Source organism: Saccharomonospora piscinae (assembly GCF_005862235.1).
Lineage (GTDB): Bacteria > Actinomycetota > Actinomycetes > Mycobacteriales > Pseudonocardiaceae > Saccharomonospora > Saccharomonospora piscinae.
On record NZ_VCEK01000002.1, the window covers coordinates 737,600 to 764,555 of the forward strand.

The 26,956-nt window shown below is 64.9% G+C and carries 18 protein-coding genes, 2 tRNA genes and 2 pseudogenes; 11 read left to right on the forward strand and 11 right to left on the reverse strand.

All coding sequences use genetic code 11. The features are described 5' to 3' along the window. Nucleotides 1-131: 131 nt before the first annotated feature. The 6 genes from FFT09_RS09185 to FFT09_RS09210 all read left to right on the forward strand — a co-directional run bounded on the left by FFT09_RS09185 (nt 132) and on the right by FFT09_RS09210 (nt 4,796). Complete coding sequence (locus tag FFT09_RS09185) at nt 132-590, forward strand: hypothetical protein (protein ID WP_138382393.1); 459 nt, start codon at nt 132-134, stop codon at nt 588-590. Further along, on the forward strand, nt 587-1,636 hold the full coding sequence (locus FFT09_RS09190) for a WXG100 family type VII secretion target (RefSeq protein ID WP_081193038.1): 1,050 nt from the start codon (nt 587-589) through the stop codon (nt 1,634-1,636). Before FFT09_RS09185 ends, FFT09_RS09190 begins: the two co-directional genes overlap by 4 nt. Beyond that, nucleotides 1,633-2,415, forward strand: coding sequence for an ESX secretion-associated protein EspG (locus FFT09_RS09195; protein ID WP_081193040.1), 783 nt, complete (start codon nt 1,633-1,635; stop codon nt 2,413-2,415). Before FFT09_RS09190 ends, FFT09_RS09195 begins: the two co-directional genes overlap by 4 nt. Before the next feature lie 85 nt (nt 2,416-2,500). Beyond that, nucleotides 2,501-4,495: an acetoacetate--CoA ligase gene (locus FFT09_RS09200; protein ID WP_138382394.1), complete on the forward strand. Its 1,995-nt coding sequence runs from the start codon at nt 2,501-2,503 to the stop codon at nt 4,493-4,495. 81 nt (nt 4,496-4,576) lie between these two features. Beyond that, nucleotides 4,577-4,665: transfer RNA gene (locus tag FFT09_RS09205), tRNA-Ser, on the forward strand. Nucleotides 4,666-4,723: 58 nt separating this feature from the next. Next, a tRNA-Arg gene (locus tag FFT09_RS09210) sits at nt 4,724-4,796 on the forward strand. Between the two features lie 108 nt (nt 4,797-4,904). Here the strand turns inward: FFT09_RS09210 and FFT09_RS09215 are convergent. Together FFT09_RS09215 and FFT09_RS09220 are read right to left on the reverse strand one after the other, a co-directional pair. Beyond that, complete coding sequence (locus FFT09_RS09215; protein ID WP_138382395.1) at nt 4,905-6,137, reverse strand: tyrosine-type recombinase/integrase; 1,233 nt, start codon at nt 6,135-6,137, stop codon at nt 4,905-4,907. A gap of 13 nt (nt 6,138-6,150) precedes the next feature. Beyond that, the gene (locus tag FFT09_RS09220) at nt 6,151-6,669 is read right to left on the reverse strand and encodes a hypothetical protein (RefSeq protein ID WP_244231281.1); all 519 of its coding nucleotides are present in this window, start codon (nt 6,667-6,669) and stop codon (nt 6,151-6,153) included. Between the two features lie 146 nt (nt 6,670-6,815). On the opposite strand from FFT09_RS09220, the gene FFT09_RS09225 reads away from it, so the two are divergent. After that, entirely contained in the window at nt 6,816-7,040 is a 225-nt protein-coding gene (locus FFT09_RS09225; RefSeq protein WP_138382397.1) for a helix-turn-helix transcriptional regulator, read from the forward strand. Nucleotides 7,041-7,200: 160 nt separating this feature from the next. On the opposite strand, the gene FFT09_RS09230 is transcribed toward FFT09_RS09225, so the two are convergent. The 6 genes from FFT09_RS09230 to FFT09_RS09255 form a co-directional block, all read right to left on the reverse strand. Further along, entirely contained in the window at nt 7,201-8,775 is a 1,575-nt protein-coding gene (locus FFT09_RS09230; RefSeq protein WP_138382398.1) for a hypothetical protein, read from the reverse strand. 335 nt (nt 8,776-9,110) lie between these two features. After that, nucleotides 9,111-9,827 (reverse strand): M48 family metallopeptidase, encoded by a 717-nt coding sequence (locus tag FFT09_RS09235; protein ID WP_244231282.1) that lies wholly within the window; start codon nt 9,825-9,827, stop codon nt 9,111-9,113. After that, nucleotides 9,824-13,096 (reverse strand): type I restriction endonuclease subunit R, encoded by a 3,273-nt coding sequence (locus FFT09_RS09240; protein WP_244231283.1) that lies wholly within the window; start codon nt 13,094-13,096, stop codon nt 9,824-9,826. The genes FFT09_RS09235 and FFT09_RS09240 overlap by 4 nt, the downstream gene beginning before the upstream one ends. A gap of 5 nt (nt 13,097-13,101) precedes the next feature. Continuing rightward, nucleotides 13,102-14,376: a restriction endonuclease subunit S gene (locus FFT09_RS09245; RefSeq protein WP_138382400.1), complete on the reverse strand. Its 1,275-nt coding sequence runs from the start codon at nt 14,374-14,376 to the stop codon at nt 13,102-13,104. Further along, complete coding sequence (locus tag FFT09_RS09250) at nt 14,369-16,771, reverse strand: type I restriction-modification system subunit M (protein ID WP_138382401.1); 2,403 nt, start codon at nt 16,769-16,771, stop codon at nt 14,369-14,371. The genes FFT09_RS09245 and FFT09_RS09250 overlap by 8 nt, the downstream gene beginning before the upstream one ends. 342 nt (nt 16,772-17,113) lie before the next feature. Next, the gene (locus FFT09_RS09255; protein WP_138382402.1) at nt 17,114-20,374 is read right to left on the reverse strand and encodes a type I restriction-modification system subunit M; all 3,261 of its coding nucleotides are present in this window, start codon (nt 20,372-20,374) and stop codon (nt 17,114-17,116) included. 199 nt (nt 20,375-20,573) lie between these two features. Here FFT09_RS09255 and FFT09_RS23255 point away from each other — a divergent pair. Then, nucleotides 20,574-21,225 (forward strand): annotated as a pseudogene (locus tag FFT09_RS23255) (IS5 family transposase); the annotation flags it as partial. 15 nt (nt 21,226-21,240) lie between these two features. Here the strand turns inward: FFT09_RS23255 and FFT09_RS09265 are convergent. Beyond that, on the reverse strand, nt 21,241-21,996 hold the full coding sequence (locus FFT09_RS09265) for a transposase family protein (protein WP_138382621.1): 756 nt from the start codon (nt 21,994-21,996) through the stop codon (nt 21,241-21,243). A gap of 135 nt (nt 21,997-22,131) precedes the next feature. On the opposite strand from FFT09_RS09265, the pseudogene FFT09_RS09270 reads away from it, so the two are divergent. The 3 genes and pseudogenes from FFT09_RS09270 to FFT09_RS09280 all read left to right on the forward strand — a co-directional run. Then, nucleotides 22,132-22,293: pseudogene (locus FFT09_RS09270) on the forward strand (transposase); the annotation flags it as partial. A 607-nt stretch (nt 22,294-22,900) separates the two neighbouring features. After that, complete coding sequence (locus tag FFT09_RS09275; RefSeq protein WP_138382403.1) at nt 22,901-23,347, forward strand: hypothetical protein; 447 nt, start codon at nt 22,901-22,903, stop codon at nt 23,345-23,347. Beyond that, nucleotides 23,344-24,858: a relaxase/mobilization nuclease domain-containing protein gene (locus tag FFT09_RS09280; RefSeq protein ID WP_138382404.1), complete on the forward strand. Its 1,515-nt coding sequence runs from the start codon at nt 23,344-23,346 to the stop codon at nt 24,856-24,858. The genes FFT09_RS09275 and FFT09_RS09280 overlap by 4 nt, the downstream gene beginning before the upstream one ends. A gap of 43 nt (nt 24,859-24,901) precedes the next feature. Here the strand turns inward: FFT09_RS09280 and FFT09_RS09285 are convergent, their stop codons facing one another. Beyond that, the gene (locus FFT09_RS09285) at nt 24,902-25,627 is read right to left on the reverse strand and encodes a 5-formyltetrahydrofolate cyclo-ligase (RefSeq protein WP_138382405.1); all 726 of its coding nucleotides are present in this window, start codon (nt 25,625-25,627) and stop codon (nt 24,902-24,904) included. 12 nt (nt 25,628-25,639) lie between these two features. Further along, complete coding sequence (locus tag FFT09_RS09290; RefSeq protein WP_138382406.1) at nt 25,640-26,803, reverse strand: helix-turn-helix domain-containing protein; 1,164 nt, start codon at nt 26,801-26,803, stop codon at nt 25,640-25,642. Between the last annotated feature and the right edge of the window lie 153 nt (nt 26,804-26,956).

Consider the following 26,956-nt stretch of genomic DNA (forward strand, 5'->3'; position numbering starts at 1 on the left):
AACGGGTCGAACCCAAACTACCGTGCGGCACCAGCGCCGAGCTGGTATGCCGAAAACGGCCTCGCGCAGAGCCACGCGCAGTACAGTGTTCCCGGACACAATGCGGTACGGCACGGGTACTGGGGGTGGACGTGACGGAGGTCGGTGCCGGGGCGAACGCGCCGGGCCTCGGGTTCGCGGGTGCCGCCGCCGCGTCGCTGGCGCCGGTGGCGCGCGAACTCGACACCGTGGGCCGCCGCGTCAGCTCGGGTCAGTTGCGGCTCGATCCGGAGTCGGCGCGCACGTTGCTGGCCGAACTCGACGGCCTGTGCGCACGGGTGCGGGCGTTGGCCGAGCGCGAGGGCGACGGGATCGATCGGCCGCTGCGGCTGGGCGACAACGTGGTGGCCCACGCGATGGGAACCCGCCTGCGCGGCGCCGCCTCGGGCGGGCCGGACGCGGCGATTCCGGTGCTGCGCCGGTTCGCCGCGCAGTTGGAGAAGGTACGCGGCATCGTGGCCACGGCCTCGGGACTCGTGCGCGACCAGGACGAGGCCGCCGCCGAACAGCTCGGTGCCGCCGGGCGCGCCGACGAGGTGGAATCGACATGACCGTGCCGCACGGGCATCCCCTGCCGCCGTTGTCCTGCCTTCCGTGGCCGGTGCCGGAACCCCCGCTCGTTGAGGCGGACTTCCACGACGACATCGACTGGGCCACCTTCTCGCACGAGGAGCTGTACCGGATGGCCACCGACGGAATCGACCTGGAGGGGGCCACCGAGATCGCCGCGCGGTGGTCGAGGTTGGGTGCCGAACTCGACGAGATCGGCACCGAGCTGAACCGCGCGCTGGAGTGGTCCGCCGATGCCTGGCAGGGCGAGGCGGCGCAGGAGACGCGGGAGACGATGTCGCGGCTGGTGACCTGGACCCGCGACACGGCCGACGCGAGCACCGAGGTGTGCGGGTGCGTCACCGAGCAGGCGGAGCTGGCGGCCACCGCCGCGGGCCAGATGCCGCAGCCGGTACCGCCGATGCGGCCGCTCGAACCCGAGCGGGAGCCGTTCGCCGGTGCGGCGGTGCTCGTCGAGGACCCCGGGCCCGGCAGGCAGGACGTCACGCTCGCGCACCGCAGGGCGGCGGAGGTCATGACCCGCTACCAGGAGCAGTCGCGGGCCATCTACCCACGCGTGCCCGCGTTCCCCGATCCCGACCCCGACGAGGTCCGCATCGACAGCGACCCGGACGGCGGTGGTGGTGGCGGTGGTGGCTCGGACGACTCGACCACGACCAGCGGTGTCCCGGGCGGCGGCGCGGCGACACCACCGGTGGGGGCCGTGCCCGGTTCGGCGGCGGGCGGGCCTGCGACCGGCGCCGTCCCGGCCGCGGGCGCGCCCGGCGCGTTGCCTCCCGGAAGCACCACCGCCGTGGGCCCGACCACGTCGTCCGCCGCGCAGGCCGCCCCCGTGAGCAGGCCGGGCGGGGCGGCGGGCCCCGTACCGATGGGCGGAGGCGCCGGTGCCGCCCGGCGTGGCGAGGACGACGCGGAGCACCACCGCCCCGCCTACCTGCAGGAGGACACCGAGGACCTCTGGACCGACGGTGCTCCGGTGACGCCGCCGGTCATCGGTGAGAACCCGCACCCGGGCGCAAGGCCGTGAGACACGGCGACAGCGGGTGGCTGTCCCTGCACCCCGGCGAGTTCTGCGTGTTGTGGGACCGGCTGGGGCTGGGCGAGCTTCCCGACGCCCTCGGCCTCGCCCGTGGTGGCCGGACGTCCGCGGCGCGGGCGGCGTTGCGGGACTCGGCCGAGCTGTCCCTGCGGGAACGGGACCTCGGCTCGGTCGACGATCCCGATCCGGACGTGGTGGCACTGCTGAGGGCGCTGGCCTCCGGCAGGCTCCGGCTCGAACTGGAGGTCGCGGCGGGCGGGGAGGTCTTCCGGGCGCTGGGCACGTCGGGGCCCGACGGACACGTGACGGCGGGCGCGGGCGAGGGCGAACTTGAGATCAAGCTCGGGCCGGTGTCGGAGTCCTCGCTCGTGGCCACCCTGCTCGCCCCGGCCGGCGACGTGCGGGCCGGGGTGGGCGCGTCGGGCAACGTGCCCGTCGAGGACTACCGGCGCGCGTGCCGGGCGGGGCAGTACGGCGGAGCCGACGCCTTCCTCCAGGTGATGCGCGAGGCCGGTGCGCGCCCGCCGGAGGCGAACTCGTTCCTGCGCGCGGTCGGCCGCGCCCACGCCGTGGGCAGGCTGGGCGGCACCGCCGAAGACGGCACGGACGGCGCGGGACAGCGCCGCGTCCCCGGCGTACTCACCTGGGTGGACACCGCGGACGGCCGCTACGTGCTGCGACAGCGAGGCGGCTGGGTCACCGTCACTCCCGCCGACGCGGCGAGGCTCGTGGCGATCGCGGAGGACTTCGCGGCAGCGGTGGCCTGACCCGCCTTCGACCACAGCGGCGAAGGACGAAGTGTGTGGCCCGCAACCGGCGAATCGGGGTGTTGGGGTGGCCTAGGCTGCGGCCATGAGTGCTGACAGTGCTGACGGTGCTGATACCGACGGTCCGGAGACGCTGTGGCGTCCGACCGCCGAGCAGGTGGAGCGCAGCCGCATCGCCGACTTCCGGCGCTGGCTTCGCGACGAGCGCGGCGTGGCGGTCGCCGACTACGACGAGCTGTGGTCGTTCTCGGTGGAGTCGATGCCCGAGTTCTGGGGCGCGGTGGCCGACTACTTCCCGGTGCGGTGGCACACGCCGCCCGCCGAGGTGCTGGCCGACGACGCGATGCCGGGCGCGCGCTGGTTTCCCGGCGGGACACTGAACTACGCCGAGCACGCCCTGCGCCCCACGGCGGCAGCGGCGAAGGGCGACGACGATCCGGCGGTGGTCTTCGAACGCGAGGACGGCGCGGGGCGCACGATGACCTACGGCCGGTTGCGTGCCGAGGTGGGCGCGGCCAGGGCGGCGCTGCGCGAGCTGGGCGTGGGCAAGGGCGACCGGGTGGTGGCGCTCGCGCCGAACTGCCCGCAGACCCTCGTCGCGTTCCTCGCCGCGGCCAGCCTGGGCGCGGTGTGGTCGTCGTGCTCGCCGGACTTCGGGGTTCGCGCGGTGGCGGACCGGTTCACCCAGATCGAGCCGACCGTGTTCCTCGCGGTCAACGGCTACGTCTACAACGGGCGCTCGTTCGACGTGCGCCCGACGATCGAGCAGCTGCGTTCGCAGTTGCCGAGTCTCGCGGCCACCGTCGTGGTGGACTACGAGGGTGGTGGCCGGGTGCCGGGCACCCTCGACTGGGACACCCTGCTGGCCCAGCACGAGGGGGCCGAACCGGAGTTCGAGCCGGTGGAGTTCGACCACCCGCTGTGGGTGCTGTACTCGTCGGGCACCACGGGACTGCCGAAGGGCATCGTGCAGGGCCACGGCGGGATCACCGTGGAACACCTGAAGGTGCTGGCGCTGCACTGCGACCTCGGGCCGGGCGAGCGGTTCTTCTGGTTCACCACCACGGGCTGGATGATGTGGAACTTCCTCGTCTCCGGCCTGCTCGTGGGCAGCACCGTGGTGCTCTACGACGGCAGCCCGGGCCACCCGGACCTGCGGACGCTGTGGCGGTTGGCCGAGCGGCACCGGGTGACGTACTTCGGCACGTCGGCGCCCTACGTGCAGAGCTGCCTCAAGGAGCGCCTGCGACCGGCGGACGAGTTCGACCTGTCCGCGCTGCGCGCACTGGGCTCGACGGGTGCGCCGCTCAGCGTCGAAGGGTTCCGTTGGATCGCCGACGCCGTGGGTAGCGACGTGCAGATCTGTTCCGTGTCGGGCGGCACCGACCTGTGCACGGCCTTCATCGGCGCCGCCGCCGACGTCCCGGTGTGGCTGGGGGAGCTGTCGTGCCGCTCGCTGGGGGCCGCCGTCGCGGCCTACGACGACGAGGGCCGGGAGGTGACCGACCAGGTCGGTGAGCTGGTGATCACCAAGCCGATGCCGTCGATGCCGGTGTTCTTCTGGAACGACCCGGACGGCACCCGGCTGCGGGAGGCGTACTTCGAGGACTTCCCCGGCGTGTGGCGGCACGGCGACTGGATCAAGATCACTGGGCGGGGCTCGGCGATCATCTACGGTCGCAGCGACTCGACGTTGAACCGGGGCGGCGTGCGCATGGGCACGGCCGAGTTCTACCGCGTGGTGGAGGGCTTCGACGAGGTCAACGACTCCCTGGTGATCGACACCTCGGCCGGCGAGGAGGGGGAACTGCTGTGCTTCCTCGTGCTGGCCGAGGGCGCGTCGCTGACGGAGCTGGAGCCCGCCCTGCGCGGCGAACTGCGCAAGGCGCTCTCACCCCGGCACGTGCCCGACCGGTTCGTGCCCGTCGACGCCGTGCCCAGGACCCTCAACGGCAAAAAGTGCGAGGTGCCGGTAAAGAAGATCCTCAAGGGCGCCGACCCCGACCGGGCGGTCAGCCGCGACGCGCTCGCCAACCCGGAGTCGCTGCGCCCCTTCGTGGCCTACGTGGGCGGCGAATGAGCAGGTCACCCGACTGATGGGGGGTGGGTGAACCGGCCCCGGCGGGGGTGTGTAACCTTTGTAGGCAGTGGTCGCGACCTGGGAGGCTTCGCCTAGTCTGGTCTATGGCGCCGCACTGCTAATGCGGTTGGGGGTAACCCCCCTCCCGGGTTCAAATCCCGGAGCCTCCGCCGGGGCTCGGCCCAGCCGAGCACCACCCGACTCCGGTCGGATACAATTGAACACGTTGCGCCCGTAGCTCAACGGATAGAGCATCTGACTACGGATCAGAAGGTTTGGGGTTCGAATCCCTACGGGCGCGCATAGTAAGACCAGGTCAAGGCCTTGTTCTCAGCAATGAGACGAGGCCTTGACTGCTTTTCGGCGGCCGATCGTCTCACAGCTTCTCACGTACGTTCGTACTGCTTGTTCAGGTGTTCTTGTAGATCTTGCCGAGTGCGTCGGTTCCGGTCTGGAGATCCTCCTCGGTGGCGTGTACGTAAGTCGAGTACGTAAACGCGGTGTCGTAGTGCCCGGCCCACCTGCTGACGATGGAGATCGGCACCCCGGCCTTCTCCATCAGGCTCAGCGCCGTGTGGCGGCCCTCGTGCAGCACGATCCGCTTGACTCCCGCTCGGTTGGCGAGCCGACCGAACTCGTCGGAGTACCACTCGGGGTGAACTGGCTCACCCAGTTCGTCGACCACGACGTAGCCGCTGTCGATGTACGCCTTTCCCGCCGCGAGCTTTTCGGCGTTCTGAGTGACCTTAAGCTGGTGCAGCGCCGATGCGGCCGTGGCATCGAGAGGCAGCGTCCGGAAGCCATTGCGTGACTTGGGCGGCACGACCTGGGTCGTGCCCTCGACAAGCACTCGGGCCTGCTGCACGCGGATCGTCGCGGGCTTGTATGTCGACCCCGCCCCGTAGCAGTCACCGCACCATGGCTTCTTGTGTCCCCGGCATGGCTCTGCGAAGGAACCGAAGTCGATGTCCTCCTGCCAGCGGAGTCCGAGGACTTCGCCTCTCCGCAGCCCGTAGAGGGACAGGCGCCATCCGGCGTGGAGCCGGTCGGTCTTGGCTTTGTCGAGGAACTTCCGTACCTCTTCGGCCGACCACGTGCTCCGAGGAGTCGGAGCGTACTTCGGCGGCTTGACGAGCTTGGCCACGTTACGGGGGAGTAGCCCTTCCAGGGCCGCCATCTCGAACGCCGCCGTCAGCCGCCCGAGGGTCAGCCGCACGCTTCGGGGACCGAGTCCGGTACCGGGCTTGCCTCCGCGACGGCGGCCGGACGTCTCCATCCACGTGACCATCCGCTCGATGTCGGCCTTGCCGACCTTCTGGATCGGCATAGAGCCGAGCCGCTCGTGGACTGGCTGTAGTGCGTCCTGGTAGCTCCGCTTGCTGGAGTCCCGCAGGTCCCGTGCCGCCCCTTCCAGCCAGCCGTCCAGGTACTCGGACACCGTGATGTTCGTGGGGCGGATGTAGGTGCCCTCGTTCAGCTGGTGCCGGATCTTGTCGTACTCGGCGCGTGCCTCGCGTTTGGTGCCGAAGGTGAACGTCTTCTGCTGGCGGCGTCCGGTTTCCGGGTCGCGACCGATGTCGACGACGAACCGATAGCGGACGGTCCCGTCCTTGAGTGTGATCTTCTTGATCGGGTCTGCCATTCGTTGCTGCTCCTTATCCTTCCTGCTGCGGGTCCGGTGCGGGCAGTAGTCCCAGTTCGCGTGCACGGCGCACGTACCGGGACGCCTGTGCGCGGGAGCGATTCATGGTGTGGGCGACGGCCATCGTCGGCGCTCTGCTGCCTGTCGCTACCGCCTCGAGGTAGATGCGCGCCGCCAGTTCGGCCTCCTGATCGACCTTCCGGCGGTGCCGGGGTTGGTCGGTCGGTTCCCTTGGCACGGCGGCTTCCGCGAGCGCTCTGCTCAGTAACTGGTCCACGAGTACGCGCCGCAACACAGATGTGGTGATCGGTTCTTTGACGTTCGCGCGAATGGCCAGATCGACGACGACCGGCCGTAGGTCAGCGCCGACGAACACCTCGATCGTGACACTCGCCTGTGGCTGCTCCAACGCGAACGAAGCGATGAAGCGCGTCGGTACGGCAGTGTCTGGACCAGTGGGCAGATAGCCGGTCGGACTCAGTGGCTCTATGGAGACCCAGGCGATGCTGAAGTTCTTCGGCTGGCGCGGCATGCCGGGACGATACGGCCGGTGACTTTCTCGGACCAAAGCGCGAGACACCCTGGACACCTCCCCTCGTGCATGGATGACACGGCAATGTCATTGACTGTATCGTAGTTGGATGCCTGTTGGGGGACGAGGCGAGTACAGGGGGAACCGTGGAGACCAGAATTCAGGGAGCATCCAGCGCGCCAACACTGGCGGAGATCAAAGAAAACTGGCCGGCCAGCGTGGACGTGGCCAAGGCGGCGACCGCGTTCGGGATCTCCCGAAGCCACGCTTACGAGCTGGTGGCGAGGGGCGAGTTTCCCGCAAGGGTCATCAAGGTCGGTGGCCGATATCGAGTGATCACCGCATCGGTGATCGGTGTTCTCTCGGCATAGCGATGAAGCGGAGCAGGCGCGGGGCACGTTGGCGGCCAGCGTGCCTGGTCACGCAAGATGGCGCTTGGCTTTCAAAGGGTCCCACACGCTCACCGACTATCACCGGCAGCGTTCAGCCGGTACACGGGGCGGACAACTCGTGGACTACCAGTGCATGCGGTCAAAGACCATAGAGCTTCAGACCAACATGGTCGACGATGAAGCGCTCGCCATCGGAATCCATGGCAAAGTACACGCGGCCGACCTCATTCGGCGACGTGTGGTCTCCAAGCTTGAGGTGTGGCAGGCGGCTGTACTCCTTCCCATCCAAGGTGAAGGTGTCCAGCCCGTTCTTGCTCATGTACTTGTCCGTTGACGCGAGCGTCAACTCCCACTCCTGTTTGAACCAGTCATCCGGATGCATGCCCAGTTGGCATCCGAGGCGGCTATAGTCGATGGCGGCTCTTGTCAACGTGATCAAGGCATCTCGCATGGCGTCGATCCGTGGATAGGCGTCGCGCTTCCATGCCTGGCGTGCTTCGCGCGTGAAGACGATCGCACCCTGAGATTGCTTCTCAAGGAAGGATGCCAGTTCGGTCAGGTCAGCAGGATCGAGCGCCGGGGCCTCGGCCCAGTCCGTGTCCCGCACTCCGGCGGCCTGTCGGGCGCGTTCAGCTTCCTGCCGCCAGTACGCCGCTTGAGCTGCTTGTGCCTTGTAACTGTCGCGCTCCTCTTCGACCTGTCTGAACCAGGATTCGTACTGTTCGACTTCGCTCTTGAGCTCCGCGATCGCGCGCGCTTGAGCGTCCACCTCGCGTGACAAGTCGCCCTGCGCCTTCGCAGCGGCGAGGTCGGCGGCGATCTGCTCGTTCCGAGCTGATCGTTGAGCGGCGGCCGCCTTCCGGAGGAGGTGATTGACGCCCCGCACCGTGACAGACACCGAACTCAGCATTCGGAGCAGTCGCCCAGCCGCGAATGGCGCCTGGTCCGATGTGAACACAGGATGTCGCAGGACAAGGTCCGGCCACACAAGTCGTGCGCCGCCTCGTGGAATGGAGGCATTAATCTCCGCGAGTCGATCTTCGAGAAGGTGCTGTGAACGAACGTCAACTGCAAGTACAGGGGCAAGGCCGGCAAGCTCACCCGCGGCCCGCCGAGCCAGCTTCTCACCCTCCTCATCGCTCCCATCGACGAGAAGGATGGGTAGGAGGCGTTTTTCGACTGAGATCGCCTCCCATATGAAGTCGACGTGTTTCGGATTGACCCAGTTGAAGCGACCGTCCACCCGGCTCGGCCCAGCCCAGCACTGAAGGTCACGATCGCGGAGCAGCAGGACTAGGAGGTGGGGGCGCCGGAAGAAGTCGATCCCTGCAGGCGCCAGAACACCATCTAGGGATTCCCTCGCGAGCTCAATCCGTACGGAGGTCCGTTCCTCTTCGGTGAATATCGTGACGATACAGACGAAGTCTGCTCTGCCGCTCTGGGTGATCTCGGTTCTGGTGGTGACAACCAACGCGGTGACTTCGTTGGTGCCTTCGATCGACCATGACGCCCGGAGATCCGCACGGCCGTCAGAATCGCTAAGCAGCGTGGCTTTCCCACTGCTCTCGAAGGACTCACTCAGGAGTCTAGTCGTACGCCCGTAACTCAGCCAATCGACGACATGCTCCAGAACCCGCCCACGTACCTCGGTCGGCCTGATCCCACCTGCGTCCGATGCGCGAACGCCAAGTTCTACGACGTACAACAGCTCCATCTAGATGTTCCTTCCTGCGCCACATGAGTGGACATCAACGACGTGGTCCGGGTAATACTGTCGTGTTAGCCGACCATCGTGTTAGCCACATGTCGCGAGCAGTTGCGGACCGAGGACCGCAATGGCTGGCAGATCAAGAGACTCGCTCGCACACCGCCGCTACCGTGGCCTCGGAAATCCGCAGGCCCAGCAGAGCTCACTGCGGTCGATCCGCTACTTGATGATCTCAGCGAATCGCTCGTGGTCATCCACCGGCACGAGGGTGCACACCGGCTTGGTCAAACCGGTGCATAGTGGAGGGCATCGCCCGCGAGCGTAACTTCATCGGCTACGGGTCAGTAGCGCTCAGTCGTATGACCGAACCACAACCCGATACCCTCCTTGGCCAGATCGACTTTGCGCTCGTCGTAGTCCGGCATGACGCGCGCCAGGAGCTGCCAGAAGCTCGGGCCGTGGTGCGGTTCTCGGAGGTGTGCGAGCTCGTGTGCGAGAACGTAGTCGACCAAGAGCGGTCGTAGCTGCATGGTGGCCCAGTGGATACGGATGCGTCCAGGGTTCGTAGCGGAGCCCCATTTGTGTCCAAGATCGGTGACTTCAAGCCGTTTTACGTTGACGCGGAGCCGGGTGGACCACTGCCGGACGTGCGACTGGAGCCAAGCTGTGCCGCAACGCGCGTACCAGTTGATAATCGCGCGGTCGCCGGCATGGAGACTTGAACGCGGGAGTTCGAGCCGACCACGGTGTAAGCGGACGTCGCCGGAGGTATCAGCGATCCGGAGACGGTAGCTGCGGCCCAGGTAGAGGAAGCCCTCGCCGTCGACGAGCTCCTTGGTGGCCGGTTCCTGAAGCAGAGCTTCCTTCTCGGCGAGCTTGCGGTAGATCCATTCGCGCTTGGAGATGAGGAATTCCCTCAGCTCCGTTTGTTCTACGTCCGGTGCCGCCCGGAGGCGCAGGCTGCCGTCGCGTTCGACCGTCAAGGTAGCGCGGCGTGCGGTGCCGCCGATCTCTACCGGGACGGACATGCCGTCCAGCTCAAGCGTCGGCGCGGTCACGGCTGTGACTTCCCACGCTGAGAGATCAACGTCTGGTTGGCCTTGGCCAGCTCCATGAGCTTGTCCGCGACCGCGGGCTGCTCGCCGAAGGGGAACAAGTCGTCGCGTTCGTCGAGGGCGAGGACAAGCTCCTTGCGCAGCTCATCCTGAGCGTGCGGGTTGTGCCAGAACTTGACGATGCCGGCGTGGGACGTGACCTGATAGACGATCTTCTCGGCCATGTGGACGACATCGATTCTGAGGTCGTCGGGCAGCGTGTCGCTGGTAGCGACCTCTGCTTCGAGCACGCCGTAGAACCGGGCGACCAGCGGATCCGCATGCGGAGCGTCGGCGTGCTGGGTGTCTTGCGCTTCCTTCATTAGCTCTTCCAACGCGAACGCCAGCTGGTCCCACTGTCCGGCGAGGTTGTTGAGGATGTCGTCGAGGCGCTCGGAGAGCTTGGTGTAGCGGGCGGGGTCCTCGTCGAAGTTCTTGCGGATGTGGAACCGCAGGGCGTGTTCCATCTCCGAGGCCTTCGCCTTGTTCGAGGTCAGGCCCCGCACCTTCAGCAGGAACTCGGGATCGGTGATCGACACCGGCGGGATCTTGGTCGCGATGTCGAGTGCGGTGACGTGCTCGTCGATGAGTGCGCGTACCTTCTGCCCGTACAGCGATGGGTCGAAGTCGCCTAGCCCGTCGTTTCGATAGCGTCGCCGCGCGACCTTCTGGATCACACCGAGCCGCTTGGCATCCTTAACGAACGGCACCGCCTCCGGACGGGGTAACACGGTGTCGAGCGTAGTGAGGAACTGCTTGAGCAGCACCCCGAACCGGGCCCGCAGTGCCTCGTCGGCCAGGACCTGGACACAAGCTTCGACGTCCTGATCGGTGTCGAAGGTGTCGATCCCCGCTTGCGCGAACACCGCCACCACTCGGGCGTGCTGGTCGCTCAGTTTGGGCAACTCGTCTTTGATCGACGCGAGTGCGCCGACGGCGTCCTCGGCGTCCTCAGGGGCGTAGGCCTGCAGTGCGGACCGCAGATGTGCGCCGACCCCGAAGTAGTCGACCAGCAGCCCGGCGGATTTGCCCTTACTGGTGCGGTTGACCCGGGCGATGGCCTGCAGCAGTTCGGCGTCCTGCATCAACCGGTCCAGGTACAGCACCTGCTCTACGGGAGCGTCGAATCCGGTCAGCAACATGGTTCGCACAATCAGGAACGCCACCGGGCTGCTGTTCTCGTCGTCGAGCCCGAGGGGCTTCTTGAACGCCTCGATCGCGGCGTCCTGGCGGGTCTTGTCGGTCCACCGCGCCCAGTCGGCGGGGTCGTTGTTGCCTTCGGAGATGACTGGCACGAACTCCAGCGCCTTGAGCTGCTCCAGGTGCGGGTGTGCGCGGACCAGTCCCTGGGTGCGACGGTCCAGGCCGTCCACGTCGAACCCTTCGCTCAGCAGATGACCGGGCAAAGCCTCGATCTGCCGGACCAGCTCGTCGCGGGCAGCGATCAGGGCGTCGCCGTAACGCACCGCCGCCAACCGGCTCGTGGCCGCGACCTGGGCTTTGAACCCGCCGGGCAGCACGGTGGTGACGTAGTGCCAGAGCATGGACCGGGCTTTAGCCGAGATGAGCGCGGGAGCCTCCAGCACGGCACCGGTGGTGGCATAGCGCTGCTTGAGTTTCTCCAGCTCGTCCGGGCTGTGGTCGACGAACATGTCCTCGAACAGCTCGTCCAGGTCACTGGCGCCCGCCACGGCACCCTTGGCAGTGCGGCCCTCGTACAGGATCGGCACCACCGAGCCGTCGTTCTCGGCCTGCCGGATCGTGTACTTGTCGATGAAGTCGCCAAAGATCCGCTCGGTGCGCTTCTTGCCCTCCCGCATGATCGGCGTGCCGGTGAACCCGATCCGGGCCGCGTTCGGCAGCGCCGCCATCAGGTTCGCGTGCAACGTCGCGGCCTGCGAGCGGTGTGCCTCATCGACCATCACCACGACCGAGGTGTCGGTGTTCAGCTCCTCGAACGTCTCGGCGGACTCGTCGCCCGCCAGCCGGACGTCGACGTGCGGGGAGGTGTCGGTGTCGCGATACTTCTGGATCATCGCGAACACCAGCGCCGGACCTTTCTCCCGCAGCGTGGCCCGTAGCTTCTTCGAGGTCTGGGCGCGCTCCACGACCTCCCCGGACAGCTTCGCCGTCTTCGAAAGCTGGTCTTCTAGGTCGGTGCGGTCAGTCACGACCACAACCTTGAACGCACGCAACACGGGGTCGGAGCGCATCGCCCGCACCAAGAACACCATGGTCAGGCTCTTGCCGGAGCCCTGGGTGTGCCAGATGATCCCGCCGCGCCGATCGTTCTCACCGTCCTCGGCGCGAGTCTTGCCGCTGCGCAGCCGTCGCAGTGCCTTGAGCACCGCCCGATACTGCTGATAGCGAGCAACGATCTTTATTCGACGGCCATCTGCCTCGGTGAATAGAGTGAAGTGGCGGACGAAATCGAGCAGATTCGCCGGAGCCAGCATCCCGGCGACTAGCAACTCCTGCCCTGTCAGCTCCGCGGGCGACTTTCCGAGCTGCGCGGCGAGTTCTTCTCGGGTGAGCGGTGCCGGGTCCTTCCACTCCAGGAAGTGCTCCGGACCTGCGGTGAACGTGGCGACCCGAGCTTTATCGCCGTACGTGGAGATGACGAACTGGTTGGTCCAGAAGAGCTGCTCGTTGCCCTCCTGGTCGCCGCGCTGGTTGGCATAACGGCGCAACTGGAGGATGCCCTCCGCCATCGGGTCGGTGACGTACGGGCTTTTGCACTCGATCACCACCAGCGGGATGCCGTTGACGAACAACACCACATCCGGGGTGACGTACTTCTTCGCCTGCCCGCCCGGCTCGTCCACGCGGAACTGGCTGATCACCAGGAACTCGTTGCGCTCCGGACGGTCGAAGTCGATGAACTTGATCCGCTGCGACCGATCCTGATCCCAGTTGGGGAGGCCGGAGACGGAGACGCCCTCCAGCAGTCGCTCGCTTAGCCGCTCGTTGATCTCCAGCAGCTTGCCTGCGTCCGTGCGGGTCAACTCCGACACCGCCTCGGAGATGCGGGCATCATCCAGCCACGGCTGGCCATCTACCCCCGGATTGATCCGACGAAGCATCTCACGGAGACGGGGCTCGAGGATTGTCTCGCGGAACGATTCCCGGAATGCTGCCGCAGGATCAGCGACGGACCCTTGCCTGTGCGTCCAACCAAGTCCTGTCAACTGATCGATAAGCGGCTTCTCGACCTCGGAAAACTCGGCACCCATACTCACTACACAGTCTCTGCAGGGACGCGGACACGGCCGGCCAAAAGATCGGACATGAGGCCTTGCTTAAGTGGTAGCAGCTTCTTTAGCTTTGCCGATTCGTTGGCGATGCAAGCATCGAATTGATCCATGATTTCTACGATCCGCCGCTGCTCGCCAATAGGTGGCACGGGAAGGAGAATTGACTTTAGGGTCTCAGATCTGACCGCACTCATTATTCCCCCTTGCTCATCCCTTCTGAGGCGAGCACGCGCCCAAGGTGCATGATTTAACTGAAGGCTTAATAAATATGAATCGTATAGATTCGGGTTAATGGTGATGGTCCACACGTGCTTGGAAGACAAGGCTTTACCGACGTCGTCCGGAACCACGCATGATCGGCCCACTGTCCCCATGATCGTAATCATTACATCTTTGGGGTGCACGCGGTATCGCGAGAGCTCGCGTGCTTTTTTGGGCGAAACGAAACGAGTGTAGTTTGCAACGAATTTATCGACATGCACGTTATCGATGCCTAGCAGTGGGATTCCAGATGGGGTGAGTTCGTGCTTAAGTAGTGCGCTCCCAAATGGACCGCTTCGCATAGCGGGTTCATCGTCCCCCAGCAGCCGGCTTAGGGGCGCCACCTCCCAGTCGGTAGGAAAGTGGCCAATCGCAGTATCTTTGAACTGTCCAAGAGCAGATGTCGTCCCATCCCCTATGCCATGGCGAAGAAGTGTGACCAAAGTTCCATTCTTCACCTGGTGCAGCTTTGTGATGATCTGCTCGGTGGTGCTGATCTGGTCGTCCAGGGTGTCCAGGATCTCCGCGATCCGCCGCTGCTCTTGAAGTCCTGGAGAATACAAGTTGAACTTCAGTAGTTGGTTAAGCGAGATACCGCGGACCGTTGACCCAGAAGCGATGGCTTCGATGTCGGGCTGCAAGTAGTTCAGGCTATGCGCTAAATATTTAGGGTCAGTTCCAGGATTCGGTACTAAAGCTTTTAGATCTTGATTGATGGTTACGTCAACCGTTGGTATGGCAGTTCGTCCAACCGCCATGCGTGTACATACGATCGGAGTGCCTGCGGGAACCAGGTTAGCAGCACTATTATTAAGGCCTGACTCAGAGATATGCTCTTCTGTTTGTGAAAAAATCGTCAAAGAATCGTTAAGGTCTTTGACTGATGCCCATGGTATTGAGCCGGACCAATATGAAGGAACGTTCCGAGGGGGAGTGCCGCCTCCAATTGCAGTCTCAATGAAGGCGCTTAGCGGCTTCGTGGTTCCTGCGTTATTCATATCCCAGCTCCCTCAGGAATCCGGCCAGCTTCGTGGCCACATTGTGCCGCTGGCGCTCAAGGTCGTCGAGGGTCACCTTGTACTTGTCCCACCAGGTCGCAAAAGCGTCGATGACCGCTTGGCGGTGACGGACGACACGCCGTTTAGCATCATCCAACAGATCAGCACGGAAGAGTTGCAGCACCAGATCGCGTGCCGCCGTATCGTCCAACCGCGCCCGGGCCTGCTCCAACTCCTGTCCGAATGCTGCTTTCTCCGTTCTGAGCTGTTTCCTAACAGCACCTCGCTTGGACTTCAGGCGCTTCAGTTCCGCCTCGCTGATCGCGTTTTCATCTGTTTCGTGGTCTTCATCGTGGTCGGTCGTGGCGCTTTTGATGGTGGCGTCCAGTGCGGCTACCTCGGATTCGAGTGACTCAAGGCGGTCGAGGTAGTCGGGCACGAGCGCGCGGGCGACCTTGTGGTCGAGCGGGTCCACTTTGGCACCGCTGTCTTCTAGCGCGTCTAGTACCGTGGTCACCCACGTCTCGGTGAGCCCGGAATATCCGAGCGTGGCAAGAGTCTTGAGGTCGGGCAGTGCTTCGCTCCACCAGGAGGCGATGATGCCGATGACTGCGAACCGGTCCAGCAGCTTCGTGCGATGCAGTGCCATGGCGAACGTGTCGAGCAGGTGCCGTCGGAGCCCGATCAGATCGGCAGTCGACTCAAGTTTGTCGAAGCCAGTCTGTTCAGCGGTCCACCATTTCTCGATGGCGTCGTTGACAGCTGCTTCCGCGGCCTTAACACCATCATCGGTTCCGATCAGGTTTTTCAGCGCCCGCTTCTCGCCGATAAAATCGCGGAAGTCGTAGTAGTCCTCGTCCCGGTCCTGCAGCAGCCGCTGTACATCCAAGCCGTGCGCTTCGAACAGCTTGGCCTTGGCCTCCGCCTCTCGCTTCGGGATGCCGCCGTGTAGGTGTGCCCGCACGTCCTGCGGCTCTGGTTCGGGGGTGGTGTCGACGTAGCGGCGGATGTTGAGGTTGTCGTCGTTCTCAGCTAGTTCCGTACGGGTGATGATCCGCGCGAACTTGGGGATGTCCTCGTATTCTCGGTATGCGGAGACGATCTTTTCGATGTGTTCCGGTTCGAGGTAGTTCTGTGCGCGGCCTTCGCGGTAGTCGCGGTCGGCGTTGATGAACAGCACTTTGTCGCGCCGCCACTCCGGCTTCGAGCCGAGTGGGCGTAGCACCAGGATGCACGCGGGGATGCCGGTGCCATAAAACAGATGCGGGCCGAGACCGATCACCGCGTCGATCACATCGTTGTTGAGCATGCCGGTGCGGATGCGGCCCTCGTCGCCGCCACGGAACAGTACGCCGTGGGGCATAACTGTGGTGACCAGCCCGCCGGGGCGGGTCACCGCGAGCATGTGTTGGACGAACATGAGGTCGGCCTTCTTGCCCTTCTCGGGCGTGTAGCCGTAGTGGAACCGCTCTCGGAAGGGGATGCCGTCCTTGGAGTAGTTCATGGAGAACGGCGGGTTCGTGATGACCCGGTCGAACCGCTCCAGCTCCCCGTCGACGACGTGGGCCGGGTCCTCCAGCGTGCCGCTCTCGTTGTTGCGCAGGTCGGCGTCGGCGACGCCGTGCAGCAGCATGTTCATCTTCGAGATCGCCCACACACCGCCGTCGAGTTCCTGCCCCGCGAGCCGCAGGTCGCGCGGGTTCCCACCGGCCGCCTCGACGTGCTCCCGGGAGAGGATGAGCATACCGCCCGATCCCGAGCACGGGTCGTAGATGCTCATGCCGGTCTGCGGATCAGCGATCTGCACCATCAGCCGGACGACGCTACGCGGGGTGTAGAACTCGCCGCCCTTCTTGCCCGCAGAGTCGGCGAAGTCGCGGATCAGGTACTCATACGCCGCGCCCAACAGGTCGGGAAACTCGAAGTCACCCTTACTCAGCCGGACCTTGTTGAAGTGCACGATCAGCTCACGCAGCCGCTTGTCCGACATGCTGGACTGGCCGATCTTGCGGTTGAAGTCGATGTGCTGCAGCACCCCATCCAGTGACCGGTTGTGATGCTCCAGGTCCTGCAGCGCCTTGTTCAGCCCGTTACCGATGTCCTTGTGCAGGTGGTCACGGATCTCGTCCCAGCGGGCCCGCTGCGGCACGTAGAAGGTGTCCTTGTAGAAGGCTGGTGCTTCGGCGCGCTGTTCCGCCTCGGCCTGCGAGCGGCCACGGGCGAGCTGCTCGGCGATGATGCGTTCCCGCTCCGCGTCGAACTGATCTGAGGCGTACTTCAGGAACAACATCCCGAAGATGTACTCCTTGTACGCCGAGGCCTCCATCGACCCGCGCAGGATGTCGGCGGCGGCGAACAGGTGACGCTCGAGCTGGGGCAGTGTGAGCCTGGCCATCAGTTCACGACTCCAGAGTTGCGTTGCCGGGTGATCGAAGCTGTGCCTGTATGTGCCGAACTCATTGCCTACCTGTCGTTGGTCGTTCCACAGGGTCTGTGCAGGCCCCTTGAGCAGAGTATGCCTGGTCACAAGTTGTGCTGGTTGTACCTGTTAATCGTCGACGCGGCGGGTTGAGTTACCGTCGGATGGTATTGCAGCATCCGCGGTGTGATGGAGTGAGCAGCCCGTCCAGCCGGGCGAACCGGTCAGGACTGCTATCCAACTGGCGTCCGTGGCCCACAACCTGCCCCGTCGACGTCGTCATTACAAGTTCGTGGCCCGTGGGTTGGCGGGAAAGGTTCAGTCCTCGTGCGGCGGGTAGGGGATCTCGATAGAATGCTCCTCTAAACTGCGTAGAATTACCCGCCGGTCGCGGATCTGGTTGATCAGAAAGAGTTCCCGCGTTCGGCATTCAGAGCACACGCTGACAATGGCCAACGGCCAGAGATCCACCGGGTCCCCAGCCGAAAGATTTTCGACATAGATCCTGTCCGGACGTAGCGGATAGGTAGCCAAGTGTTCGAACGGCTCCCAGCTCGGATGGCTTCCGTGTAGTTGAAACCCGATCGTGCGGAATGAGGAGTCGTCGAGATACTCGCAGCGCTCAACCCAATTCCATGGAATTCCCGAAAGCCAGTTTACTGAGCTGAGAGCCGAGACAACCAATGGTTCGAGTGCCGCCACAGCCTCATTGACCTCGTGGCTCACCCGGATCCCATGCGCGTGATGCGTGTCGTTGCGGAAATCTTTGACCTCGCTGAGAAGTTTGCGGGTAACTCCGTTTTTCAGTAGCGCGGCCAGCTCCTGCAACTGCGGGGTTTCGACATCGGACATGAAACGTTCGATCAGGGTGATCCAAGTGCCGAAAGTTGCTCCGGTACGGAAGTCCTTGCGCAACTGCCTGGTGAAACCATGTCGCGAGATCATATCGCTGAGAGCCAGAATGCCCAGAGTTCGAGCCGTCCCCTCGGCCAGCTTGAGCAGTCCGTCCTTCCGCTCTGCCGGGTGTGTGCAGACCCGGTAGCGACGGGCGAGCGCCGCCACGTGGAATGGGTAGCTCGATTCCGCTTGCCACACCGGATCTTCAAACGGACGGATCATTTGCTGGGCCAGTCGCGCTTCATGTGCAGTGAAATGCAGGGATGTCCGGATTTGGTTGCTGGTGATATCGTTTCCCGTGAAAACGTTAGGAAGCATTCCCTCGGTTGCGATCTGCAGTGCGCGCCGACTCTCCTGGACCTCTTCCAATAGATCGTCGACATTAGGGTCGGTGACCAGGTCGATAGGAACCGGGGTTTCGAGGAGATCCTGCGCGTGTCGAAACACGCCGGTTTCCCTACGTGAGTTGAGCCACTCGCCTAGCGCCCGGCCGTTGCCCCGTACGGGCCTGAGCACGAACAGTGACGTGACAGCTTCGCCGAAATTTAGTGGGAGCAAGCGCCAGTTTCCAGTCCGCCCTACGAGATCCCCACCCGAGCACGGTGTCAGTGCGGAGCCGTTCAGCTCGGCGTCCGGTAGCTCGACAGCATTGTTGGCACTGTGCAGATTCGGACTGGCGAGGAGCTTCGGTGGGTCTGACGCTTCCGCGCCGGGATCCGGTTCCTTGAGAATAGTTCGATCCGATTTCAGCCTAGCGAAGTTTCGCAGTGGTTCGAACGGGCCGTCGAGTTCTTCCCGATAGAAGAGCGAAACCGGAATCGCGCACCCAACCCGCGTGCGGGAGTGGTCGATCCAGGCGTCCGGGTTGTGGGGCAGTACATTCGTTTCAAAGTATCGGTCTGAGTCCTCGCACAGTGGTAGCGAGTAGGTCTTACGGAGCTCGGAATCTGGTTCAGGCTTGTTGCTGCGCTGCTGGAGTTCTCCGCGCTCATCCCGGACCCCGATGGCTGTGCGTACAGCCTTCTCGAATGCGGCACCGCTCGGAAAATGTTGGCCTGCTGATTTCGCTGCGCGACGCAGCGCTGCGATCGCCGCCGCGCCGGTCTTCAATTTCATGCCGATCTGCGTGCGAAATGCCTGCAATAGCGACTTGGGATCATCGGTGCGCCGGACGGGCGTGAGCGCAGCGAGTCGGTCGAGGGCTGCCTCGGTCAGTTCGAAGCGCAGCCGAAGAGGCCGTTCGACGGTGATTTGGCGGTACAGGAGTTTGTCGGTGTGTACCACGCTGATGTGGCCGGACGAGGAGTGCTCGGCGGTATGGGAGAGCGCTTCTTGGTATATCCGGATGATCTCGGTGAGCTGACCGGGACTCAGGTACTTGCGCTTCTTTCCTAGGTTTCTCCGCATTTTCTCCCATTGATCCTGTGCTTTTATTAGGATCACCCGATCACGTAGGTCAGGAGGCTTTCGATTGCTTAGAACGCATAGGTACGTTGGAATGGCCGTGTGTGGGAAAAGCTGGTCAGGAAGCGCGACGATGGCTTCCAGCCAGTCGTTTTCCACGATCCACCGACGGATCTCCGACTCGCCCGAGCCGGCAATGCCTCTGGAAAGAGGCGCGCCATTGAATAGGATCGCAACCCGGCTTCCGCCTCGGCCGGACTCCTCGACCGGCTTCATCTTGGCTAGCATGTGCTGAAGGAACAAGAGCGAGCCGTCGCTGTTGCGCGGTAGGCCAGCGGCGAACCGCCCTGAGTGCCCCATTCGATCATGCTCGTCACGAATGGTGTCTTCTGCTCTTCGCCAATCGATACCAAACGGCGGGCTTGCAAGTATGTAATCAAATTTTTTGTCCGGGAATTCGTCGCTAAGAAGTACATTCCCGAACGCTATGCGCTCTGGTGTGTGGCCGCGCACCAGTAGGTTGCCACCTGCGATTGCCCAGCTCTCCGAACTGATCTCCTGTCCGTACAGGTAGGTGCGCGCGTGCGGGTTGATCTCATTGAGTTGATCGGCTGCTTCGGCGAGGAGGCCCCCTGTTCCGCAAGTTGGGTCGTATGCCGTGCGAATGAGCCCGGATGGGGCGAGCCTCTCGCGATCGGGCTCGGTGAGGAGCGCGACCATGAGGCGCCCCACGTCGCGAGGAGTGAAGTGATCGCCGCTTGCCTCGTCGCTGGTTTCGGCGAGACGCCGGATCAGCTCCTCGAAGATGTCCCCCATTGCAGGGGCAGTGAGGGTCGGCCCAAGGTCTACGCGCAGGAAATCGGTGACGATGTGGTGTAGCAGGGCGGTGCCGGCGAGGCGACGAACGGTGTGCCCAAAATCGAATCGTTCAATTATCGTACGCACGTTCACGGAGAACCCTGATACGTATGCGCGCAACGACTGTTCGGCTGCATCCGGGTCTGCGACAATGTGCTCCAACCTGAGTGAGGTGGTGTTGTAGAACGGGTACTTGGCAGCGCGTTTCAACAGAGTGTCGAGAACCTTTGGTGGCTGGTCGGCGAACTTGTCCGCAGCTTCAGCCACCTCAGATCGGGTGTTGGCAAGCAGGCAGTCAAGTCGGCGTAGGGCAGTGAACGGTAGAAGGACCTTGCTGTATTCGGTGGTTTTGAAGTTCCCTCGTAACCGATCTGATACTGACCAGATGAGTGCGGGCAACTGGCTCATGGCAGCGCTCACGCGTCCCCCCTGTCTGTTCGACTTCCGGAAGCAGTGAGCAGCAGCTTACTTGCGGTTCGATGCTCGCCACAGGCATCGCGCTTTCATCGACACGTCCCTGTGGGGCAGTAAGAGCGTGTCTCACGTGGTTGTGTGAAGTTGCAGCTTGGGTCGGCGTGTCTGCTGTGACTGGTGTGGCTGCTGGGACAGTGTGCTCGATGTGATCGATCAGTTGTCGCAGCGGCTCGTGCGGATGAACTGTGGGAGATCGTGGCACCGTTGATTCCGCAGTTCGAGCCACGGCCGCAGGGTGGTGGTACCGCTGTAGCGGACGCCCGGGCGGTGTTCACGGCGATCGTGTTCGTACTGACCAGCGGGTGCGCGTGGCGGCATCTGCCGCCCAGCTTCGGGGTCAGCTATCAGACCGTGCATCGCCGCTTCACCACCTGGACCAGGGCCGGGCTTTGGCCCCGGCTGCATCGAGAGGTACTGGATCGACTTGGCGCGGCCGGCGAACTGGACTGGTCGGCGGCGATCCTGGACGCGGCAAGCGTTCGGGCGAAAAGGGGGGATCTCTGACTGGCCCGAACCCCGTCGACCGCGGCAAACGAGGCTCCAAACTGCATGTGCTCTCCGATGCGACGGGCATCCCGCTGGTGGTCGGAGTCTCGACGGCCAACACCCACGACAGCCAGGCCCTGCGGCCGCTCGTGGCGGCCATCCCCTCCGTTCGCTCCCGGCGCGGCCCACGACGTCGCCGTCCCGCGAAGCTGCGCGCCGACAAGGGATACGACTTCGATATCCACCGCCGCTGGCTGCGCCAACACGGCATCCAGCCCCGCATCGCCCGCCGCGGTATCAACACCAGTGAGCCTTTTTCATCTTGATCATGCTGGTGTGTGGTGGAGGGTAAGGATCGCGGCGAGTAGGTGGGTGATGCGGTGTGGGCTGCAGCGGACCTTGGCCAGGATGCGCCAGTCTTTGAGTGTGGCGACGGCGCGCTCGCCAACACCGCGAATCTTCGCGTGGTGACGGTTGAACCTCTTGCGGTAGCCGACGAGGCCACGGCCCCGGTAGGGAGTACCGACTGCTCCACCGGCGCCGAGATACCCCTTGTCGGCGAAGGTCACGATCGCCGCGCTGGTCAGCGTCGCGATGAGGCCGTGACGGCGGGCGGCGGTCAGATCGTGTGTCGAACCAGGCAGCGCGGGTGATGCCCAACTCAGACGTCCAGCGGGGTCGGCTAGCAACTGCACGTTGACGCCATGGCATTTGTGCTTGCCGGAATAGTACGGCCGCTGGTGGTGGACTGGGTCGATCGCGATCAGCGTGCCATCGAGAATCACGAACGCCTTGTCCCTGGCTGCGCGGACGGCATCGCTCAACTCCGGGCCGTGCGCGGCGAGGACCTCCACCGCTTCGGTGACATAGCGGTACACCGTGGCCACACCCACGCCGAACCCGGCAGCCAGACGCGCGTAGGTGTCACCGTTGCGCAGGTGCGCCAGCACCAGCAGCGCTTGCCGCTGGGGCGGTAGCTTGCGCCACCGCGACCCGATCACGACGCGATGCCGACGCAGCCGAGTCGTCAAGAAGTGCAGTGTCTGGCTGGACAGATTGATCGCGGACGGGTAGGACAGCACAGTGAAGCTCCTGGTCCTGGTGTGGGTGATCTTGGTCGACACCGCTCCTACCAGGAGCTTCACTCTTTGTTGATCACCGACACACCCCGAGCCAGCTAACCGCCAATCACCGTCCACTCAGGTTGGAAAAGGCTCAGTCAACGCCTCGGCCGACACCGCTGGAAGATCGAACGCACCATCGCCTGGCTCACCGGCTACCGCCGCCTCACCATCCGCTACGAGCGCGCCGCCAACCACTTCGCCGCATTCCTCACCCTCGCCGCCACCCTCACCAGCTGGAAAAAACTCACCACGTGAGACACGCAGTAAGCAGCACCTCCTAATTTCCCAAGTCACGGCAACCAATACCGAACCGATCAACGACTACTACCTGACCTGGCACCTGACCCTGCAAGACATCCCCCTTGAACACCTGCGCGCCGACCGTGTCCTGCACGAAGCGGTTGCCGTCGACGCCGACCCGTTGCACCTCGCCACCACATTCGGGCTGAGCACCCGGGCCGCAATCGACTACTCCGAGATCGCCCGCCACCTCCTCGCCCGGCCCGTCGAAGACCAAGCCTCTGAGTCCGACAACTGACCACAACCGGAGCTCTGTCCTCTCCTGCCCGCGTCCGACAACTCGATTCGAGCGGAACCCACCGTGTTTCACGACGTGGCGACCAAAAACACCTCGGGTTCCCACTGACAAAGCTTCAGCACCGGTGAACATGAGCAGATTCGCGGAGGAACATGAGCGGATTCGCGGAGCAAGTTAGGCGCTATCCCCTGGATAGCGCGACCGCTGTGCGGATGCTGGCATGATCGGTGGCGTACGGAGCGTGCTGTTGCCCCTCGGCTCGCATCGTCGCCCTGGCTGTCATGAGACGCAGCCGGGTTGGACGCGAACGAAGGGGGAGAGCAGATGTCCGAATCACCACGTCGTCATCGTGGTCGTCAGCCTCGCGTGCCCGGCGGGTACCCGTATCCGCTGGAGATCCGACTGACCGAGAGCGATTGGGTACGCCTCACGGTGGCCGCCGTGCGAGCGGAGAAGGCGGATGGCGCGTACGCCTCGCAACTGGTCCGTCGTGGGCTGGCTGGCGAGTTCGACACTGTTCCGGCGGACTGGCGCGATGTCATGGCGCAGTTGGTGGCGCACCGTTCTGCGCTTGCCGGGCTTCGCGCGGACATCGCTGCAGTCGGCCGACTGCTCAACCAGGTTGCCCGTGCCCTCAACGCCGGCGGTCACGCCCCGGCGCCCGAGACGTTGGCACGGCTCGGCGAGCGAGTGGCCGCCGTCCTGGCCGCAGCCGAAGATGGCCTGGTCGAGCTGGATGCCCTTACCGAGCGCGCGCGGAGCCAGCTGTGATCGGCCGGGTGGTTCGTGGCTGGCGCGCTCACGGCCTACTGGCCTACCTGTTCGGGCCCGGCAGCCATCACGAACACGAGAACCCGCACGTGGTGGCCGCCTGGGACGGCTGTCCGCAGTTGCATCAGCCGCACGAGCTTGCGTCGGGGCGATTCGATGTCCGGACCTTGGCGGCTGCGCTCACCGCGCCAGCCGTGGCCGCTGGTGTGCCGCAGCAGCCGCCAGCTGTGTATGACGGCCAGGACCGACCTCAGGGACCGGTGTGGCATTGCTCGGTGCGCGCAGCACCGGAGGACCGGGAGCTGTCAGACGTTGAGTGGGCGGAAATCGTCGCCGACGTGCTGCACCGGACAGGCATCGCGTCCCGTGACGACCCGGGTGGTTGCCGGTGGGTGGCCGTGCGGCACGCGGCTGATCACGTGCATTTGGCTGCGGTGCTGGTCCGCCAGGACACCCTCCGCCGCGTGCATCCCCGCCGGGACTACCACCGGGTCCGGGAGGCGTGCATGGCCGCCGAGGCCGCGTATGGGCTGCGGCCGACGAGCCCCGCCGACCGCACCGCGCCACGGAACGCAACACGCGGGGAACAGGAGAAGGCTGCGCGCCAAGGTCGGGAGCCGAGCCGGGAGCAGCTACGCCGTATCGTCCGGCTGGCGGCGGCCCGGGCGAACGGATCAGAGGAATTCCTGCAACTGTTGGCCGCCGATGCCGGGGTGAAGGTGCGGGCCCGCCGATCCGCTGTCGGTGGCCTGCTCGGTTACGCGGTCGCCGTGCGCGGTGACCGTGCCCGACCGGACTCTCCTCCGGGAGAGGACGGGCTGGTGTGGTTCGGTGGCCGCCAGTTGGCCGCCGACCTCTCGGCAGTCCGGTTGGTCGAGCGGTGGGCGAGTGCGCCGTACCCGCAAGCCGTGACCGATCGGCATACCGCCTGGAACGCGGCGGCCGCAGCCGTTGAGCGAGCTCGTACCGCGATGGCCGAGGGGGAAGACCCAGCCGGCATCGCACACGCAACTGGAGACATGCTGCTGGTCTTGGGGCACGTGGTCGACCCGCGCCGCTATCCGGCTCCGGCGGACGCAGCCATCGCCTTTGAACGCGCAGCCCGCCATCCTGGCCGAGGCCAGCCTGCTCGCTGGAGCCGTACGGCGGCTGACCTGCGGACCACGGCTTGGCAGCTGGCGCGCGTACGCACCGACCGGGGTACCCACGCGGCCGCAGTGCTGGGGTTGGCGTTGGTGTTAGGGGCCCTGGTGGCTGAACTGGCGGTCTGGCGTGCCCAGCGTCACCAGCTGGCGGCCTCGGCCGCCGCCGATCGCGCAGCTCAGGCGTTAGCCGGTTACACAGCCCAACTCGCCGAGCAGTACCGACGCCAGCCTGCCCCTACGGCCGCCAGACCGGAGAGCGCCTCTCAGACGGCTGCGCTGGCACGGACACCGCACCTCCGCCGCATGACACCCGGCAGCCACTCAACCAAGCCCCAACCCGCCCATCGGGCCTCTCACCGGAGATGACCACACGCCACCGGCTCGGTGCTGGGGCAACGCGGTATCGCGCTCAGGCGTTGCTCTGTCGGCGCAGGCGTGCTGCCAGCGCGGGAATCGCGGCGATCTTCTCCTCCGGGAGATCGTCCCTGAGCAGCCCGCTTGGCCGCCGCGGTTCACCACACCTGATCACGGTGGTGGGGGTCACGATGATGTCCACGCTGAAGTCGTGCCTGGTTTCGGGTAGGTCGTCGTCGATGACCTGAAGGTCGTGCACGGTGGTGACGATCGTCGTCTCGGGTCCGATCAGCCCGGCTTCCTGAAGGAAAGCGACCTCGATGTCGGAGTATCCGGCGCCTTTGCCGAGGCGCACGCCGCGGCGGTTCACGGCGACGCTTCCGCACACGATGAGGTCTACCGGACGCATGCTTTCCACGTCGACGGCCTGACCGATCTTGGCCGCGGCTCCCTTGTCGGCGGCCTCGGCGGGCGAGACGGGCAAGGTGTCCGGATCGAGCAGGTAGAAGGGCTTCGGCTCGGCGAGCTTCGGCACCGCCATGTAGACCAGCTTGCCTTCGTTGAGAGCGCGGGCGCGCACCGGCTGTTGAGCTGTGTCAGGCACCGCTTTGACGATCTTGGCTGCCTGCCATTCCGGCAGCTCCGCGAGCCTGTCGGCCGCTTCGTCCGCGCCGAAGAAGGTGGGAATCCGGCCGTGCACACCAGCCGGCGCGGCACGGTGTTCCTCCAGCAGCGCCCACACGTGCTCGCGGACCGCTCGCTTCTTCTCATCAACGGTCATCGCCGCTGCTCCTCACGCCGTCATCAGGGTCATCACCCGGTCGTACACGTCCTGGACCAGGTCCACGTTCCGCCATGGTCGGAGTTCCCGGCAAGCACTGAAGACAATGTTCAGCCCGCCCCCGCCCCGCGTTGCCTCGACGACATCCACAGCCAGATGCAACGCACCCACCGCCTCATCGAGTCTGCGTTGCCGGAGGTACGCGAGAGCAAGGTTGCCGAGGACGATGGCCTGCGACTTCGAGCGGTCGCGGAGCTGGTGAGCGGTCGTTTCCAGGATCGGCTGAGCGAGGTTCGGCTTGCCGAGGAAGAGGTAGCAAGATCCGGCGAGTCTCCCCGGCTGTGTTGGGGAGAACATGTTGAGCGCCGCGTCGGCCTCGCCGATCCGCTCGATCCGGGAGTCAGCGTCCCTGAGCGCCCGTTCACAGTCGCTTTGGCGTCCGAGCATGGCGTAGGCCTCGGCTGTGTGCAGCAGGGCGAGTCCCTCAAGCACGTGGCTGCTCCCCGCTACCACTTCGGTTGTTCGCATGGTGAGCTGGAGCCCGGTCTCAGGAGTTCTTGCGCCGTAGAGCGCCACGAAGCTCTTCCGTAGGAGCGCGCGGCCTTCCGCTGTCGGGTCCCGAAGCCGCTGCGCGGCCGTGATCGCCTGGTCGAAGTAGTTGTGTGCGGTCGCGTGGTCCCGGCGCTGGGAGCCGTCCCAGACGAGTTGTCCCATGAGCGTGGCGGCCTCGGTCTCGACGGCGAGGAGTTCGTGTCGAACCCGGTAGTTCGACGCGTTGGCGCGCAGAAACGCGACCTGGCCGAGACAGTGTCCTGTGCGTGCGAGAAGCGACGTTGACGGCGCGCTGTCGTAACGCTCGTCGAGGTCGTGTACCTCGTCTCTGAGGTCGGCTACGGTCCGAAGGTCCGCGGCTGCTGGGTTCCGCAGCGAGTAGTCGACGCGATCATTGGTCGTCGGCTCGTCGTCACCTGCCAGCAGCTCTTCGAGCTGTTCCGGTGACACCTGCAGGCACTGCGCCAGTTTCGGCCGTAACCAAGGTTGTGGCCCCTCTTCGGTCTCGCCGCTTTCCCACCGCCGAATCGTCTTGGGGTCCACTCCCAATCGTTCGGCGAGAGATTCTTGGCTGAACCCTTGCGATTTGCGTCGCTTCGCGAGTCGACGCCGTCTGGTCGTCACCGTCCACCTCCCCCTGCCGATGTTGGTGTGTCGTCCCCGGTCAGCACACCCAATGTCCGGTTCTTGTCCGGAAATTGTCCGAAGTACGCCCTGTGCTGGCCTGATCACGGCCGGTTGTATCAGAGCCTACGGCCGTCGACGGTCGCTCGACAA